The organism is Klebsiella sp. RC2 (assembly GCF_014192815.1).
Lineage (GTDB): Bacteria > Pseudomonadota > Gammaproteobacteria > Enterobacterales > Enterobacteriaceae > Klebsiella > Klebsiella variicola.
Genome location: NZ_JACHYL010000001.1, coordinates 758,012 through 774,292 on the forward strand (window position 1 = coordinate 758,012; position 16,281 = coordinate 774,292).

General features: G+C 59.3%; 15 protein-coding genes. 6 read left to right on the top strand and 9 right to left on the bottom strand.

Going from position 1 to position 16,281, the window contains the following annotated elements:
- Window positions 1-18 precede the first annotated feature (18 nt).
- Both nrdB and yfaE read left to right on the top strand, forming a co-directional pair.
- Window positions 19-1,149 carry a class Ia ribonucleoside-diphosphate reductase subunit beta gene (gene nrdB / locus FHW76_RS03505; RefSeq protein ID WP_004140835.1) on the top strand — a complete coding sequence of 377 codons (1,131 nt, stop codon included), beginning with the start codon at window positions 19-21 and terminating at the stop codon, window positions 1,147-1,149.
- Window positions 1,149-1,403 (top strand): class I ribonucleotide reductase maintenance protein YfaE, encoded by a 255-nt coding sequence (yfaE, locus tag FHW76_RS03510; protein ID WP_002913017.1) that lies wholly within the window; start codon window positions 1,149-1,151, stop codon window positions 1,401-1,403. The genes nrdB and yfaE overlap by 1 nt, the downstream gene beginning before the upstream one ends.
- Window positions 1,404-1,496: 93 nt before the next feature.
- On the opposite strand, the gene glpQ is transcribed toward yfaE, so the two are convergent.
- Window positions 1,497-2,564 (bottom strand): glycerophosphodiester phosphodiesterase, encoded by a 1,068-nt coding sequence (gene glpQ / locus FHW76_RS03515; RefSeq protein WP_064170372.1) that lies wholly within the window; start codon window positions 2,562-2,564, stop codon window positions 1,497-1,499.
- 9 nt (window positions 2,565-2,573) lie between these two features.
- Entirely contained in the window at window positions 2,574-3,920 is a 1,347-nt protein-coding gene (gene glpT, locus FHW76_RS03520; RefSeq protein ID WP_183476234.1) for a glycerol-3-phosphate transporter, read from the bottom strand.
- A 271-nt stretch (window positions 3,921-4,191) separates the two neighbouring features.
- On the opposite strand from glpT, the gene glpA reads away from it, so the two are divergent.
- From glpA to glpC, 3 genes are read left to right on the top strand one after another with little or no spacing between them, the layout of a single operon-like run.
- Window positions 4,192-5,814 (top strand): anaerobic glycerol-3-phosphate dehydrogenase subunit A, encoded by a 1,623-nt coding sequence (gene glpA / locus FHW76_RS03525; protein WP_042947348.1) that lies wholly within the window; start codon window positions 4,192-4,194, stop codon window positions 5,812-5,814.
- Window positions 5,804-7,063, top strand: a complete 1,260-nt coding sequence (gene glpB / locus FHW76_RS03530; protein ID WP_183476238.1) for a glycerol-3-phosphate dehydrogenase subunit GlpB — start codon at window positions 5,804-5,806, stop codon at window positions 7,061-7,063. The genes glpA and glpB overlap by 11 nt, the downstream gene beginning before the upstream one ends.
- Entirely contained in the window at window positions 7,060-8,238 is a 1,179-nt protein-coding gene (gene glpC / locus FHW76_RS03535) for an anaerobic glycerol-3-phosphate dehydrogenase subunit GlpC (RefSeq protein ID WP_008803967.1), read from the top strand. Before glpB ends, glpC begins: the two co-directional genes overlap by 4 nt.
- Before the next feature lie 28 nt (window positions 8,239-8,266).
- Here the strand turns inward: glpC and yfaU are convergent, their stop codons facing one another.
- From yfaU to FHW76_RS03570, 7 genes are all read right to left on the bottom strand, one after another.
- Window positions 8,267-9,070, bottom strand: coding sequence for a 2-keto-3-deoxy-L-rhamnonate aldolase (gene yfaU, locus FHW76_RS03540; RefSeq protein WP_183476241.1), 804 nt, complete (start codon window positions 9,068-9,070; stop codon window positions 8,267-8,269).
- Window positions 9,071-9,084: 14 nt separating this feature from the next.
- A complete protein-coding gene (locus tag FHW76_RS03545) occupies window positions 9,085-10,374 on the bottom strand; it encodes an MFS transporter (protein ID WP_032755037.1) in 1,290 nt (429 codons plus the stop codon).
- Between the two features lie 42 nt (window positions 10,375-10,416).
- On the bottom strand, window positions 10,417-11,622 hold the full coding sequence (gene rhmD, locus FHW76_RS03550) for an L-rhamnonate dehydratase (RefSeq protein ID WP_183476244.1): 1,206 nt from the start codon (window positions 11,620-11,622) through the stop codon (window positions 10,417-10,419).
- 10 nt (window positions 11,623-11,632) lie between these two features.
- Window positions 11,633-12,418, bottom strand: coding sequence for an IclR family transcriptional regulator (locus FHW76_RS03555; RefSeq protein WP_008803963.1), 786 nt, complete (start codon window positions 12,416-12,418; stop codon window positions 11,633-11,635).
- Window positions 12,419-12,623: 205 nt separating this feature from the next.
- A complete protein-coding gene (locus tag FHW76_RS03560) occupies window positions 12,624-13,820 on the bottom strand; it encodes a nicotinamide mononucleotide deamidase-related protein YfaY (RefSeq protein WP_039102396.1) in 1,197 nt (398 codons plus the stop codon).
- A 102-nt stretch (window positions 13,821-13,922) separates the two neighbouring features.
- Window positions 13,923-14,465 carry a YfaZ family outer membrane protein gene (locus FHW76_RS03565; RefSeq protein WP_004201712.1) on the bottom strand — a complete coding sequence of 181 codons (543 nt, stop codon included), beginning with the start codon at window positions 14,463-14,465 and terminating at the stop codon, window positions 13,923-13,925.
- A 274-nt stretch (window positions 14,466-14,739) separates the two neighbouring features.
- Window positions 14,740-15,681 carry an Rpn family recombination-promoting nuclease/putative transposase gene (locus tag FHW76_RS03570; RefSeq protein ID WP_147716006.1) on the bottom strand — a complete coding sequence of 314 codons (942 nt, stop codon included), beginning with the start codon at window positions 15,679-15,681 and terminating at the stop codon, window positions 14,740-14,742.
- 133 nt (window positions 15,682-15,814) lie between these two features.
- Between FHW76_RS03570 and nudI the strand changes: the two genes are divergently transcribed.
- Window positions 15,815-16,240, top strand: a complete 426-nt coding sequence (gene nudI, locus FHW76_RS03575) for a nucleoside triphosphatase NudI (protein WP_032733384.1) — start codon at window positions 15,815-15,817, stop codon at window positions 16,238-16,240.
- The last annotated feature ends 41 nt before the right edge of the window (window positions 16,241-16,281 follow it).

The following is a 16,281-nucleotide window of genomic DNA, read 5'->3' on the forward strand; positions in this document are numbered from 1 at the left end:
TCAACAGGACTCACTTCAATGGCATACACCACTTTTTCACAGACGAAAAACGATCAGCTGCTGGAACCGATGTTTTTTGGCCAGCCGGTTAACGTGGCCCGCTACGATCAGCAAAAATATGACATCTTTGAAAAGCTGATTGAAAAGCAGCTCTCCTTCTTCTGGCGTCCGGAAGAGGTTGACGTTTCCCGCGATCGCATCGACTACCAGGCGCTGCCGGAACATGAAAAACATATTTTCATCAGCAACCTGAAGTACCAGACGCTGCTCGACTCCATCCAGGGCCGCAGCCCGAACGTTGCGCTGCTGCCGCTGATCTCCATCCCGGAGCTGGAAACCTGGGTGGAAACCTGGGCCTTCTCCGAGACCATCCACTCGCGCTCCTACACCCATATCATCCGCAACATCGTCAACGATCCGGCGACCGTGTTCGACGATATCGTGACCAACGAGCAGATCCAGAAACGTGCGGAAGGCATCTCTCACTATTACGATTCGCTGATCGAAATGACCAGCTACTGGCACCTGCTGGGCGAAGGCACCCACACCGTCAACGGCAAAACCGTGACCGTGAATCTGCGCGAGCTGAAAAAGAAACTCTATCTGTGCCTGATGAGCGTCAACGCGCTGGAAGCGATCCGCTTCTACGTTAGCTTCGCCTGCTCCTTCGCTTTCGCCGAGCGCAAGCTGATGGAAGGTAACGCCAAAATTATCCGCCTGATCGCTCGCGATGAAGCGCTGCACCTGACCGGCACCCAGCATATGCTGAACCTGCTGCGCTCCGGCAGCGACGATCCGGAGATGGCGGAAATCGCCGAAGAGTGCAAGCAGGAGTGCTATGACCTGTTCGTGCTGGCGGCGCAGCAGGAGAAAGAGTGGGCGGACTATCTGTTCCGCGACGGCTCGATGATCGGCCTGAACAAAGATATTCTCTGCCAGTACGTCGAGTACATCACCAATATCCGCATGCAGGCAGTGGGCCTTGATCTGCCATTCCAGACCCGCTCCAACCCAATCCCATGGATCAACACCTGGCTGGTCTCCGATAACGTCCAGGTGGCGCCGCAGGAAGTGGAAGTCAGCTCGTATCTCGTCGGTCAGATCGATTCTGAAGTCGATGCCGACGACCTGAGCAACTTCCAGCTGTAATGAAGCGGATTTTCCTGAAAATCTCTGACACTCGCCTTGAGTGTCAGGATGAACACCCTTCCCTGCTGGCGGCGCTGGAGTCGCATAATATCGATGTGGAATATCAGTGCCGCGAAGGCTATTGCGGTTCCTGCCGCACGCGTCTGGTTTCCGGCCAGGTTGACTGGCTGACCGAGCCGCTGGCCTTTATCCAGCCGGGGGAAATTTTGCCCTGCTGCTGCCGGGCGAAAGGCGATATTGAGATCGAGATGTAAGTGTTGTCGATGTGTGCGGCCTGATGCCCTCACCCCGGCCCTCTCCCACAGGGAGAGGGGGAAAACATAAAAGGGCCTTACGGCCCTTTTGTTTTATTTCGCGTCCAGGAACTGCACCGCTTTATCCGGGAAATCGGTAAACAAGCCGTCGACGCCCGCCTGGTGATACAGCAGGTCATAGAGCTGATTAACGTTAGTGGCGTACTCCGGCAACTGATCCGCGCGCACGGTGTACGGATGCACCTGCAGATGGCTGGCATGCGCCTCTTTCACCATCGCCGTCAGCTTCACCGCGCCCGGCTTCGAGCCTTCCGCCACCAGCATATGGTAATCCGGGCCAATACCGTCGGCGTACTGCGCAATCTGCGCCATCGCACCCGGCTGGAACATCCAGTCGTAGCTGTAGTTCACCCATTTGCCATCTGCCTGTTTCTGCTGGGTTTCATTCCAGTCGGTATAGGCGATGAGCTGCACCAGATTGAGATCCATGCCCATCTTCGGTTCCAGCTCATTTTTGATACGTTTGAGCTCGTTGGCGTCAAAGCACTGCAGATAAACCTTATCCTGCTTGCTGGTATAGCCATATTCCTTCAGCACTTTCAGCGTGCTGGCGGCAATATCTTTGCCTTCCTGATGGTGGAACCACGGCGCTTTGATTTCCGGGTAGATACCGATATTTTTACCCGTCGAATGGTTCAGCCCCTGGACAAACTCAATCTCTTCTTCAAAGGTATGAATGCGGAAATCGGATTTGCCCATCGGGAAACGCCCGGGATAGGTTTGCACGTTCTTACCATTTTTCGGCTCAAAACCTTCGGTAAACTTCAACGACTTAATCTCGGCCAGGGTAAAGTCGATGGCGTAGAAACGGCCATCTTTACGCGCCCGCTGCGGGAAACGCTGCGCAACGTCAGTCACCCGATCGAGATAATGGTCGTGTAACACCACCAGCCGGTCGTCTTTGGTCATCACCAGATCTTGCTCAAGGTAATCCGCCCCCTGAGCGTAAGCCATCGCTTTCGCCGGCAGGGTATGTTCCGGCAGATACCCGCTGGCGCCGCGGTGGGCGATGACCATTTTCTCCGCTGCGACAGCGCTGAAGCACAGCGCCGAACTGGCCAAAATCATGCCGCTCATTAGCGCGGTGAGTTTCATGTTCATCGTCGCTCCTTAGGCTTGTTTCAGTTGTTGATGATGACGACGCTCGCCAAGCATCACGATAACCAGCAGGATAACCGCCAGCACGCTGCCGCCGATCATCACCATGAAGCCGCCGTCCCAGCCGAAGAAATCGACGGTGTAGCCGACGATGGCGCTCGCCGCCACGGAACCGCCAAGATAGCCGAACAGGCCGGTGAAGCCCGCGGCGGTACCGGCGGCTTTTTTCGGCGCCAGCTCGAGGGCATGCAGACCGATCAGCATCACCGGGCCGTAAATCAGGAAGCCAATGATGATCATACAGGCCATATCGACGCCCGGATTACCCGGCGGGTTCAGCCAGTAAACGACAGTGGCGATGGTCACCAGGGTCATAAAGAACACGCCGGTCGCGCCGCGGTTGCCTTTAAACACTTTGTCCGACATCCAGCCGCACAGCAGCGTGCCCGGGATCCCCGCGTACTCATAGAGGAAGTAGGCCCAGGAGGATTTATCCAGCGCGAAGTGTTTGACCTCTTTCAGGTAGGTCGGCGACCAGTCCAGAATGCCGTAGCGCAGCAGATAAACGAAGACGTTAGCGATAGCGATGTACCACAGCAGCTTGTTCGGCAGAATGTACTGCATAAAGATCTGCTTCGCCGTCAGCTCTTCTTCGTGCTTATCACTATAGTCATCCGGATAGTCGTTTTTATACTCTTCGATCGGCGGCAGACCGCAGGACTGCGGGGTATCGCGCATCATCGCGAAGGCAAAAATCGCCAGCAGGATCGCGCCGAAAGCCGGCATATACAGCGCCGCGTGCCAGTCGTTAAACCACGCCATCCCCAGCAGGAACAGCAGCGGCGGAATACCGCCGCCGACGTTATGCGCGCAGTTCCACACCGAGACAATCCCACCGCGCTCTTTCTGCGACCACCAGTGCACCATGGTCCGGCCGCACGGCGGCCAGCCCATCCCCTGGAACCATCCGCAAAGAAACAGCAATACGAACATGATCATGATGCTGGAAGTCGCCCACGGTACAAAGCCCATCACCAGCATCACCAGCGCGGCGAGGATCAAGCCGGCCGGCAGGAAAATGCGCGGATTCGAGCGGTCAGAGACCGAGCCCATGATGAATTTCGAAAATCCGTAGGCGATGGAGATGCCGGAAAGGGCGAAACCGAGGTCGCCACGGGAGAAGCCCTGCTCAATCAGATAAGGCATCGCCAGGGCAAAGTTCTTACGAACCAGATAGTAAGCGGCATAACCAAAAAAGATGCCAATGAAAATCTGCCAGCGTAATCGACGATACAGCGGGTCGATCTCCGCTGCTGGCAAACGCGCTTTATGCGCGGCGGGTTTAAAAATACTTAACATATCAGCCTCCGTGGCCCTTGCTGTTTTCTACTGACGTCACGACAAAATCCCAGATTAATCACCAACTTCAAATATGGTCGCGATGGTAGGCAATACGTAGAGTTGATACTGTGAAACATCGCACAATTTGTTACAGAAATATGACAAAACGTTCTAATGTGAGCACGAAATCACATAACACGCTCAAATAACGCGCGAATATGCTCGAAATCAAACAATAACCTTATGAATTGTGGCTAAATGGCGTTAAACGCAAGCAGAGGAGCTGAAGATGACGGGACGTCTTGATAGCGAGGTCATTATCATCGGCGGCGGAGCAACCGGCGCCGGTATCGCCCGCGACTGCGCCCGGCGCGGATTACGAACGCTGCTCATTGAGCGCCATGATATCGCCACCGGGGCCACCGGCCGTAATCATGGACTGCTGCACAGCGGCGCCCGCTATGCGGTGACCGACAACGAATCCGCCCGCGAATGCATCAGTGAGAACCGCATCCTGCGCCGCATCGCCCGCCACTGCATTGAACCGACCAATGGGCTGTTTATCACCCTGCCTGAAGATGACATGGCCTGGCAGCAAACCTTTATCGACGCCTGTCAGCAGGCTGGCATAGAGGCCACGCCGCTCTCGCCGCAGGACGCGCTGCGCCAGGAGCCCGCCGTCAACCCGACGCTGCTGGGCGCGGTGCAGGTCCCGGACGGCACCATCGACCCGTTTCGCCTCACCGCGGCCAATATGCTCGACGCCCGCGAACACGGCGCGCAGATCCTTACCGGCTGCGAAGTAACAGGCCTGCTGCGCCAGGGCGATCGCGTCTGCGGCGTTCAGGTATACGACCGCCAACTTCACCAGGCCCGTACGCTGTACGCCGGGGTGGTGGTTAACGCCGCCGGGATCTGGGGGCAGCGCATTGCGGAATATGCCGACCTGCGCATCACCATGTTCCCGGCGAAGGGATCGCTGTTGATCCTCGACCACCGGATTAACAACCTGGTGATCAACCGCTGCCGTAAGCCGGCCGACGCCGATATTCTGGTGCCCGGGGATACCATCTCGCTGATCGGCACCACCTCAATGCATATTCCTTATGACGACATTGACGACAACCGGGTAACGACGGCGGAAGTCGATACCCTGCTGCGCGAAGGCGAAAAGCTGGCGCCGGTCATGGGCCGCACCCGGATCCTCCGCGCCTACTCCGGCGTCCGCCCGCTGGTGGCCAGCGATAACGATCCCAGCGGGCGCAGCGTCAGCCGCGGCATCGTCCTGCTCGACCATGCCCAGCGTGACGGTATGGAAGGCTTCATTACTATCACCGGCGGCAAGCTGATGACCTATCGCCTGATGGCCGAGTGGGCCACCGACGCCGTCTGTCGTAAGCTGGGAAACACCACCCCCTGTAGCACGGCCGAGACCCCGCTGCCCGGTTCACAGGAGCCAACGGAAAGTACCCTGCAAAAAATTATCTCCCTCCCCACCCCGCTGCGCGGCTCGGCCGTCTACCGTCACGGCGATCGCACTCCGGCCTGGCTTGGCGACAGCCGCCAGCACCGTAGCCTGGTCTGCGAATGCGAAGCCGTTACCGCTGGCGAAGTGAAATACGCGGTGGAAAATCTGGCGGTCAACACCCTTCTCGACCTGCGCCGCCGCACCCGGATTGGCATGGGCACCTGCCAGGGGGAACTCTGCGCCTGCCGCGCTGCCGGACTGTTGCAGCGCTTTAACGTCACCACCCCCGCGCAGTCATTAACCCAGCTCTCGGCGTTTCTCAATGAACGCTGGAAGGGCGTGCAGCCCATCGCCTGGGGCGATGCACTGCGCGAAAGCGAATTCACCCGCTGGGTCTACCTCGGCCTGTGCGGACTGCCACAGGAGCACCAGGATGAAGTTTGATTGCGCAATTGTCGGCGGCGGGCTCGCCGGCCTGTTGTGCGGGCTGGCGCTGAATCAGTACGGCCTGCGCAGCGTCATTATCAGCCGCGGGCAGAGCGCGCTGCATTTTTCCTCCGCGTCGTTAGACCTGCTCTCGGCGCTGCCGAACGGCGATAACGTTACTGACGTCGCACAAGGTCTGCAGCAACTCGCTGAACAGCTTCCTGAACACCCTTATTCCCGGCTCGGCGCCGGGGCGGTACTCGAATACGCGACACAGACCGAAGCCCTGCTGGCCGCCTGCGGCGCGAACATGCAAGGCGAAGCGCGCCAACCTCATCTGCGGGTGACCCCGCTGGGGACGTTGCGACCGGCGTGGCTGTCGCCGGAAGAGGTTCCGCTGGCACCCTTCGCGCAGCAACACGTATGCCTGGTAGGGATTAGCGGTTTTGCTGATTTTCAGCCACATCTCGCCGCCGCCGCGCTCGATCAACACGGAGTTACCGCCGCGGCGGTGGAAATCGAGTTACCGCTGCTGGATGTGCTGCGTGACAACCCCACCGAGTTTCGCGCCGCCAATATCGCCCGCGTACTGGATGATGAGAATCTATGGCCGGCCCTGCATGCAGCGCTGCTGCCGCTGGCGCAGCAGCATGACCTGCTGATCATGCCCGCCTGTTTTGGCCTCGCTGACGATCGCCTGTACCACTGGCTGCAGACGCGTCTGCCCTGCCCGCTGCGTCTGCTGCCGACGCTGCCGCCTTCGGTGCCGGGGATGCGCCTGCATAGCCAGCTTCAGCGTCAGTTCATTCGCGAGGGCGGCACCTGGCTTGCTGGCGATGAAGTGGTGAAAATCAGCCATCGACAGGGCGCCGTCGAGGCCGTCTGGACGCGAAATCACGGCGATGTCGCGCTGCGTCCGCGTTTCACCGTGCTGGCCAGCGGCAGCTTTTTCAGCAATGGTCTTGTCGCCACTCGCGATAGCGTGCGCGAGCCGATCCTCGGCCTCGATCTGCAGCAGACCCTGCCACGGGAAAGCTGGTACCAGCGCGATTTCTTCGCCTCACAACCGTGGCAACGCTTCGGCGTGAAAACCGATGCCCTGCTGCGCCCCCTGCTGGGCGGGCAGCCGTTCCATAATCTGTTCGCCATTGGCTCATTGCTCGGCGGGTTCGATGCCATTCAGCTCGGCTGTGGCGGCGGTGTCTGCGCCGTCACCGCGCTGCACGCCGCCAGACAGATCCACGCCCTTGCCGGAGACCGGCCATGAACGATACCCGTTTTGAAAGCTGCATTAAGTGCACGGTCTGTACCACCACCTGCCCGGTAAGTCGGGTCAATCCACGCTATCCCGGCCCGAAACAGGCGGGGCCGGACGGCGAACGTCTGCGTCTGAAGGATGGCGCGCTGTACGACGAGGCGCTGAAGTACTGCATTAACTGCAAGCGCTGCGAGGTTGCCTGCCCGTCGGATGTGAAAATTGGCGATATCATTCAGCGCGCCCGGGCACAGTACGGCCAGCAAAAGCCGACCCTGCGCGACGCCATCCTCAGCCATACCGACCTGATGGGCACCCTTTCCACTCCCTTTGCCCCCCTGGTCAACGCCACGACCGGTTTAAAACCGGTGCGCCGCCTGCTCGACGCGGCGCTTAAAATCGACCACCGGCGCACACTACCGAAATATGGCTTCGGCACCTTCCGCCGCGCTTACCGCCAGCTCGCGGCCAGACAGGCGCAGTACCCTGAGCAGGTGGTCTTCTTTCATGGCTGCTACGTCAACTATAACCATCCGCAGCTGGGTAAGGATCTGATCCGCGTCGTCAACGCGCTGGGTACCGGCGTGCAGTTGTTATCGAAGGAAAAATGCTGCGGCGTGCCGCTGATCGCCAACGGCTTTTTCGACAAGGCGCGTAAACAGGCGCAGAGTAACGTCGCTGCGATGCGGGAAAACACGCTGCCGATCATTGCCACCTCCTCGACCTGCACCTTTACGCTACGTGATGAATACCCTCATCTCCTCGATGTCGACAACAGCGATCTTCGCGATCGGGTCGAGCTGGCCACCCGCTGGATCTGGAAACAGCTGGATGCCGGCAAGACGCTACCGCTGCGCCGGCTACCGCTGAAGGTGGTCTATCACACCCCGTGTCATATGGAAAAGATGGGCTGGTCGCTGTATACCCTCGAGCTGCTGCGGCTGATCCCCGGCCTGCAGCTGGAGGTGCTGGATTCACAGTGCTGCGGCATCGCGGGCACCTACGGGTTTAAAACTGAGAATTATGCGGTATCCCAGGCTATCGGCGCCCCGCTGTTCCGCCAGATTGAGGAGAGCGGCGCCGACATCGTCGTGACCGACTGCGAGACCTGCAAGTGGCAGATTGAGATGTCCACCCGCAAACGCTGCGAGCATCCGCTGACGGTACTGGCGCAAGCGCTCGCCTGAGCCCAGCGCCAGCCTCCGCCATCAATAGTTAATAGCTCGCTTTCTCCTGCGGCTGGGCGCAGGTGGGTTTGAACATCGCCAGCCGGCGGTCCAGCGCCTGGGTATACAGCATGGTGTCCACCCCGACGGCGACGAAGTTGGCCCCCCAGGCAAGACATTTTTCTGCCATCGCCGGGTCGACCGCCAGAAATCCGGCCGCTTTCCCCGCCGCGCGAATGCGCCGGATGCTCTGCTCGATCACCCGCTGCACGTCAGGATGGCCGGCATCGTCCGGGTGACCCAGTGAGGCGGAAAGATCCGCCGGACCGATAAACACCCCGTCAATGCCGTCCACCTCAAGAATCGCGTCCAGATTCTCCAGCGCGGTTCGGCTCTCGACCTGTATCAGCAGACAGAGTTCGTCATTCGCCTCCGCCATATAATTCTCTATCCTTCCCCAGCGCGCCGCTCTCGCCACGCCAGCGCCAACACCGCGGCTACCGATGGGCGGATAACGGGTCGCTGAGACCACCTCCCGCGCCTGCTCGGCGGTATCGACCATCGGCACCAGCAACGTTCTGGCGCCAATATCCAGCACCTGTTTTATCAGGCTGCGGTTGCCCTCGACCGGACGAATGACCGGCTGGCTGGCGTAGGGAGCAATCGCCTGAAGCTGATGATAAAGGTCCTGAATGGTGTTCGGCGCATGCTCGCCGTCGATCAGCAGCCAGTCGTATCCCGAGGTCGCGGCGATCTCGGCCATGTAGGAGGAGGTGGAGCTCAGCCACAGGCCGATTTGCGTCTCACCGCGTAAAAATCCCCGTTTGAAGGGGTTAGATAACAGTGCGTTCATAGCGATTCCTTTATTCAATGCTGTACGCTGCCGCGCTGGGGTACCGCGCGGGTAAGGCTCAATGAAAAGATAATGACCACCCCGACAATGGCGACGCCGGCCAGGGTTAACAGTCCGGCGGCGCTGCTGGCGAACAAAGTTTCGGCCTGCACGCGCACGATCGGCGCCAGAAAGCCGCCGATGGCGCCAAACAGGTTAACAAAGCCAATCCCGGCGGCCAGGGCCGTGCCGGACAGCAGCTGCGTCGGCATCGTCCAGAAGACCGGCTGCACGGCAATCACCCCAACCGCCGCCACGCACAGCGCGATGATAGCCAGCACCGGCGCCACCAGTCCGGACACCGCAATCCCGACCGCCGCCGCCAGCAGCGTCAGGGCGGCAATATTGCGCCGCTCGCCGGTGCGATCGGAGTAGCGAGGGATAAGCCAGGTGCCAAACAGCGCTGCCACCCACGGGATAGCCGTCACCACCGAGGCAACGAAGCCGACTTTGGTGCCCAGCAGCGCAGCAACCTGGGTGGGCAGGAAGAAAATCAGACCATAGACCGCCACCTGAATGGTCAGATAAATCAGCGCCAGCTGCCAGACCCGCCCGTTACGCAGCGCATCGGACAGGCGCGAGGCAATCTTTTTCTCCTCCTCGCGCGCCAGCTCGCTTATCAGCGCCTGTTTCTCCTCCATGCTCAGGAAGCGGGCATGCTGCGGCGAATCGTCCAGCCAGAAGAAGGTGAACGCTCCCGCGGCGACGGCGAGCAAGCCTTCAATGACAAACATCCAGAACCAGCCGGGATGGCCCATAAACCCATGCATCTCCAGCAGCGCACCGGATAAAGGCGATCCCAGCGTCAGGGCCAGCGGCGCCCCCATATAAAACAGCCCCATAATGCTGGCGCGGTTTTGCTGGGGAAACCACTGTGAAGTGAGGTAGATCATTCCGGGAAAGAATCCCGCCTCCGCCGCGCCCAGCAGGGTACGTACCAGCAGGAATTTCGCTTCCGTATCCGCCCACGCCATCGCCGCCGACAGCACGCCCCACAGCAGCGTGGTGCAGCCGATCCATTTTCTGGCGCCAAATTTGCGCATCAGCAGATTGGCCGGCACCCCGAGGAAGGCATAGACCACAAAGAAGATACCGGCCCCCAGAGCGTAGGCCTCATTGCTGAGCCCGGTATCCAGCTGGTAGGTCTCTTTGGCGAAACCGATATTCGAACGGTCAAGAAACGCCAGCACGTACAGCGCCAGCATAAAGGGGATTAAGCGGGCGCGGTTTTTCTTCACCACGCTCTCCAGCAGAGTGTTGCTCATCATAATATCCTCAGGCGCGGGCCGCCGGGCGGCCCGATGCAATCAGTGTTGATAAGGACGCTTCAGGTTGCAGTCGCGATTGAGCTCGACGCCAAAACCGGGTTTATCCAGGACCGATTTATGAATGCGCCCTCTCTCCGGCACCGGCTCGCCAAGCAGGATCGGGTCGAACTGTGGACGCAGCGTGGCGCAGTCCGGGCTGGTCATCAGAAACTCGCTGAACGGCGTGTTGGTGAAGGTGATCACCGCATGATGGGAGTAAACCGACGAGCCGTGAGGCACCACCAACTGCCCGCGCGCTTTGGCGATGGCCGCGATCTCCACCAGGGTGGTTAAGCCGCCGCACCAGCCGACGTCGGGCTGCATAATATCGATGCCGGTTTCCGACAGGGTGCGGAAGGACTGCAGTGTGCCGTGGTGCTCGCCGCTGGTCACCATCATCCCGGCCGGCGCCTGGCGCTTCAGTTCGCGATAGCCTTCATACTGCTGCGGCGGCAGGCACTCTTCGATCCACTTGAGGTTATAAGGGGCACAGGCATGGGCAAGTTTGGTGGCATAGTTAACGTCCTGACTCATCCAGCAGTCCAGCATTAACCAGAAATCCGGGCCGCATTTTTCACGCATGTCAGCCACCATGGCGACGTCTTTGCGGATCCCGGCGTCGCCATCGTGCGGCCCCCAGTGGGTAGGCATTTTACCGCCGATAAAGCCCATCTCCTGCGCCAGGTCCGGACGCGCGCCGGTGGCATAGAACTGGATTTCGTCGCGCACTGCCCCGCCCAGCAGTTTGTAGACCGGCAGGCCAACCACTTTCCCGAACAGATCCCACAGCGCCAGGTCGACACAGGAGAGGGTATTCATCACCAGGCCGCCGGATCCCGCGTAGTAAAGGGTGGAGTTAAGCATCTGGTCATGGATCAGTTTGATATCGCTGACGCATTTGCCTTCGATAAAGCGGTTGAGATGTTTTTCCACGATAAAGCAGCCCATCTCTCCGGCCGTCGACACCGCAAAGCCGGTCTGTCCGTTGTCGGCTTCCACTTCCACAATCAGCGTGCCCAGCACGTTGATGCCAAACGACTGGCGGGACTGCTCATACTCTTTATATTTGCTCATCGGGGTGGCGATATGATCGTCAATCCAGTGGTTAGCCCCCTGGTCGTGGTAATCGCCGCCGCCGGCGCCCTGCTCTGCTGTGGCGCCGCCGGTAAACCAGGCGCGGACGTGTTTAATTTTCGGTAGGGTCATGATGTTCTCCTTATGATGAGGCGAGTTGTTCGAAGGGGCTTTTCCACCCCAGCAGACGGGAAATATCTTTCGCGCAGGCAATCGCCTTACCGGCCAGATAATCGCGATTGTCTTCATTGATTTGCAGACGGGTGCCCACCACCGAGATGGCGGCGGTCAGGTCGTTATTGGCGTTAAACACCGGCGCGGCCACGCAGCGCACATCCGGATAGTCCTCGCCATTATCAAAGCTCCAGCCCCGAGCACGAATGCGCCCCAGCTCCTCCCGCAGCTGTTGTGCATCGGTGATGGTCGTTGGCGTGGCCCGCTCCCACTGCAGGTCGTCGATAATCGACGCCTGAACGCTGGCGGGCTGCCAGGCCAGCAAACATTTGCCGATCCCGGAGCGATAAAGCGACAGGCTCTTGCCTTCGTGCGAACGCACGCTAATGGTGGCGGGAGACTCAATTTTAAGAATGTAGTAGGCGTTACCCTGATCGATGATGCCCAGATGGCAAAGCAGGCCGCACTCATCCATCAGTCGGGTGAGGCGCGGACGCGCCAGCTCGCGCAGATCCATTTTGCTCAGCGCCTGCCCGGCCAGCTCCACCAGCTTGGTCCACAGGCAGTAGTTATCCTGATTATCCATACTGATGAAGCGCTGCTTTTTTAGCTCGCCCAGCAGCAGATAAACCGTGCTTTTCGGGATCCCCAGTTCGGCAATGATGGTGGCTGCGCTGCAGGGACCAATCCGGCTGATTAAATTGAGGATCTCAATCGCGCGGGTCAGCGCCGGGACTTTTGTTGATTCCAACATACTGGACTCCAATCCTGAATACTGGAATCAGTGTTGCGATTGTGCGGGCGGTAAAGTGTGAGCGATATCGCGGGGCAATCGTTTTCCCGTATGCTGGACCATCCGCTGCAGATTATTGCGACTTAACGCACAGAATTTTTTCAGGAGAGTACAACAGGCTGGACAACCGGCGCCCGGGAGAAGCCCGCGCGCCGGGGGAAACGACTTACAGCGAGAGGGAATCCACCACGTTAATCCAGCCATGTTCGCTGGCCAGCGGTTGACCATTCAGCCAGCGACGCAGCATGTTTAATGCCATCATGGCGCAGACTTCCTGGCGTACCGCCAGGCTGTGGCGGGTGACGCTGAACTTCACGCGCAGCGCGAAGGTGCCGTCCGGGGTGGCCAGGGCCACGTTAAGATGATCGTTCTCCTGGCCGCTCACCGCCAGGGCCAGGCCGGCAAAATGGTTTATTCGCCGCTCGGCCGCCCAGCGAGCCGCCTGCGCCAGCGTCTCCTCCTGCGCCGGGACCACTTCGCTGGCCAGCAGCGGCGCGCCGGCGCGGGACAGCTGCAGCGCCAGCAGGCCGCCGGTAAACTGCTCGCTGAGCGTCAGGCTCAGCTGCCGCTCCTGCAGGCAGCGCGCAATCTGCGCCGGTAACCCTTCCGTGCCTTCGAAAATCAGACTGTCGCCAGCCACCTTGCGGACTTCCGGCCACAGGGCCAGCATGGCGTCGCGCTGGTCAGCCGGTCCGGTTAGCTTGAGTTCGATAATCGGCATCGACGAACGGTAACCCATCACCACGCCAGGCGGTAACGTCAGCGGATTGAGGCTTTGCGCCAGCTCGCTCTCCGAGCGGCCAAAAGTGGTCAAACGCAGGCATACCGGCGGTTCCGGCAGCGTAAAGCGCTGACGCAGACGCGGTAAAATCTCCTGCTCGACCATCACCTTAAATTCAGAAGGTACACCGGGGGTGAAAAACATCAGGCAGCGGTTGAGCTGAACGGCAAAGCCACAGGCCGTGCCGACCGGGTTATTGATCATCTCGGCGCTGGCGGGGATTTCCGCCTGCTTGCGGTTACTTTCCGCCATCGGCCGGCCGCGCTCGGCAAAGAAACGGGTCATGGTTTCCAGCCACTCCGGATGCAAAATAAGCTCTTCGCCTTTCGCGGTGGCGGCGGCCAGCGCGCTCAGATCGTCGCTGGTCGGCCCAAGGCCGCCGTTAACGATCAGCACATCCGCCTGTTCGCTGCGTTCGCGCAGAATCGCCACCAGCGCATCAAGATCGTCGCCAACGGTATGGCGGCGCGTTAACGGTAACCCCTGATTAAAAAAGAAATCCGCCAGCCATGCCGCATTGGTATCAACGATTTGACCATGCAACACTTCATCGCCAGTGGACAGCATTTCCACATTCAACATTGCTCACTCCTTGCCTGCCAGGTGGCAAATACTATAACGCAAAGCGGGATGCTGACGAGGAGGAAAATCTGGCGCGGCAAGAAGATACCGCGCCGGAGGAGATTAGAAGCTGGCGCTGGCGCCGATGTACGGGCCGTCGGCGATGGTGTTATCGCGGTTGCCATCTTTGCCCGCCAGGTTCAGATAGCGATAGCCTGCCTGGATGCTGAGCGGACGCATGATGGTCCAGCTGGCGCCGACGTTGGCTTCCTGATAGCTGTCAATGCCGCTGGAGAGGGAATCCGGCGAGTAGTAGTAGTCGCCGTACAGGCGGAAGCTGTCGCCGATTTTCCACTGCAGGCCGCCGCCGACCGCTGCCGCATAACCTTCATCGCCCTGTTTCGGGTTGGTGTATACGCCTTTACCGCCCACGGTCGCGAGGAACGGCCCCAGCGGAATATTGAGCCCCAGGCCTAAACCCGCGGCGTCGCCGTCGTTATCGCTATGCAGCCAGTTACCGGAAACGGCCAGGCCGGTAGACTCCGTGCCAAACCCGACGCCAAGATTGGTGTAATGCTCGCCTGCTTCACCGGTAACGCTGATCGCATGGGCCGCGGAAGAAACCAGCATGACGCCAGCCAGCGCCATAAAAATGCTTTTTTTCATTATTTACTCTATCCAGAAAATTAAAATCAAAGAAGTCCCGAAAAAACCTGAAAATTCTACTGCGCACCCGTCAGGAATCAATGACCTGGCGAAATGAATTTTCACAAGAGTGTAACCAGTTGCGTTTTTTTACGGCATCGGGCGTTGCCAGAATGACGAACCGCCCATTCAGCGCCATGAATATTCATGCTTATTATGATTAACGCTGATACATTGACGAAGACAGAGAGCTGACGCCGCACGATCGGCGCGGCGCGGGTGGATAAGGGAATAATTAATGCTGCAGCCGGGCCAGACATTCCGGGGCGAGGCCGGTCAGTTTCGCCACCAGCGACAGGTCGAGTCCGCTAGCGAGCATCGCCCGGGCAATACGCTCCGCGGTCTGCTGCTCACCTTGCTCCAGACCTAGTTGCAGACCTTGTTGCAGACCTTGCTTTAACCCTTGCTGATGGCCGCGTTGTTCCAGAAACTGGGCAATATTCATGAGCGTCTCCTTGTGCGACCGCCGGGGAACGCTTTGCGCAAGATGGCGCAAAAAAGCGACCGGATCGGCGGCGTTTCCTGCCTGTAACAGATAATGCAGCAGCGTCTTTAGCTGCCTGCGGCTAGTGTATCCCAGAGCTAACAGGCTGACCAGCTGCTCGTGCAGGTCCATCATGTCGCGCTGGCGGATATGCTTCTGCAGCAGCTCCAGCATCGCCACACGCCGGTGGCGCATGATTTCATCATCCGGGGTGGTGGTGATATCGATTAAGGGAAAATCATCACCATAGATCCGCCGCGCAACGTCCGGATCGGCAAAGCCTGCCAGCCAGCACATCGGGTACGGCCAGGGCGAAACGCGGCCATGATAAAACAGCAGGGGGATAACCAGCGGCAGCTGCGTATGCCCCTTATCCAGATGACGTTGCATCGCGGCGATGGCATAGCGCATCAGGCGAAAGGCCATATGGCGGTCCGCCGAGCTTTGGTGCTCAATCAACAGATAGATATAGCCCTCCCCCGCCTGCGTTTGCAGCGAGTAAAGGATATCGGAATGACTCGCTCGTAGCTCATCGTCAATAAAGCTCCCGGATTCCAGTTGCAGCGTATTCAGGTTGCATAACGCGCGCAGCGGTCCGGGGAGATGAATGTCAAGGAAGTCCTTTGCCGTCGCCCGGTGCGACAACAGGTGTTTAAATACGGCGTCATGCGGGGAATGGGGCGCCCTGTCCATGGCGAAACTCCATGCGATTATTTTCACCTAACTTAACACTCAACAGGGCCAGGGCCGCATTTCGCTTGCGGTTTACCGAGGCGGCTCGCAAACTATTTCATCGGCATACCGCCCCCTGTGAAGGAGAAAAACCATGCGCCAAAGGACGATTGTTTGCCCGCTTATCCAGAATGAAGGCCATTATCTGCTCTGCAAAATGGCCGCCGACCGCGGTGTTTTTCCCGGGCAATGGGCCTTATCCGGCGGCGGCGTGGAGCCAGGGGAGCGTATTGAAGAGGCGCTGCGGCGGGAAATACGCGAAGAGCTTGGCGAAAAACTCATCCTTACCCATATCGCGCCGTGGAGCTTTCGCGATGATACCCGCGTCAAAACTTACCCGGATGGTCGGCAGGAAACGATCTATATGATCTACCTGATCTTCGACTGCGTCAGCGCCAATCGCGACGTGACGATCAACGAGGAGTTTGACAATTACGCCTGGGTCAAAGCCGACGATCTCAAAAACTACGATCTCAATGCCGCCACCCGCGTGACGCTCAGCCAGAAAGGGCTACTTTAGTCCAGCATACCGCGTTCAACCCACCCGGCGTTATGTCGCGG

Bases quoted from the DNA above. Each gene is read 5' to 3' on its own strand.
- nrdB (WP_004140835.1), top strand. From the start codon at position 19: ATGGCATACACCACTTTTTCACAGACGAAAAACGATCAGCTGCTGGAA.
- yfaE (WP_002913017.1), top strand. From the start codon at position 1,149: ATGAAGCGGATTTTCCTGAAAATCTCTGACACTCGCCTTGAGTGTCAG.
- glpQ (WP_064170372.1), bottom strand. From the start codon at position 2,564: ATGAACATGAAACTCACCGCGCTAATGAGCGGCATGATTTTGGCCAGT.
- glpT (WP_183476234.1), bottom strand. From the start codon at position 3,920: ATGTTAAGTATTTTTAAACCCGCCGCGCATAAAGCGCGTTTGCCAGCA.
- glpA (WP_042947348.1), top strand. From the start codon at position 4,192: ATGACGGGACGTCTTGATAGCGAGGTCATTATCATCGGCGGCGGAGCA.
- glpB (WP_183476238.1), top strand. From the start codon at position 5,804: ATGAAGTTTGATTGCGCAATTGTCGGCGGCGGGCTCGCCGGCCTGTTG.
- glpC (WP_008803967.1), top strand. From the start codon at position 7,060: ATGAACGATACCCGTTTTGAAAGCTGCATTAAGTGCACGGTCTGTACC.
- yfaU (WP_183476241.1), bottom strand. From the start codon at position 9,070: ATGAACGCACTGTTATCTAACCCCTTCAAACGGGGATTTTTACGCGGT.
- FHW76_RS03545 (WP_032755037.1), bottom strand. From the start codon at position 10,374: ATGAGCAACACTCTGCTGGAGAGCGTGGTGAAGAAAAACCGCGCCCGC.
- rhmD (WP_183476244.1), bottom strand. From the start codon at position 11,622: ATGACCCTACCGAAAATTAAACACGTCCGCGCCTGGTTTACCGGCGGC.
- FHW76_RS03555 (WP_008803963.1), bottom strand. From the start codon at position 12,418: ATGTTGGAATCAACAAAAGTCCCGGCGCTGACCCGCGCGATTGAGATC.
- FHW76_RS03560 (WP_039102396.1), bottom strand. From the start codon at position 13,820: ATGTTGAATGTGGAAATGCTGTCCACTGGCGATGAAGTGTTGCATGGT.
- FHW76_RS03565 (WP_004201712.1), bottom strand. From the start codon at position 14,465: ATGAAAAAAAGCATTTTTATGGCGCTGGCTGGCGTCATGCTGGTTTCT.
- FHW76_RS03570 (WP_147716006.1), bottom strand. From the start codon at position 15,681: ATGGACAGGGCGCCCCATTCCCCGCATGACGCCGTATTTAAACACCTG.
- nudI (WP_032733384.1), top strand. From the start codon at position 15,815: ATGCGCCAAAGGACGATTGTTTGCCCGCTTATCCAGAATGAAGGCCAT.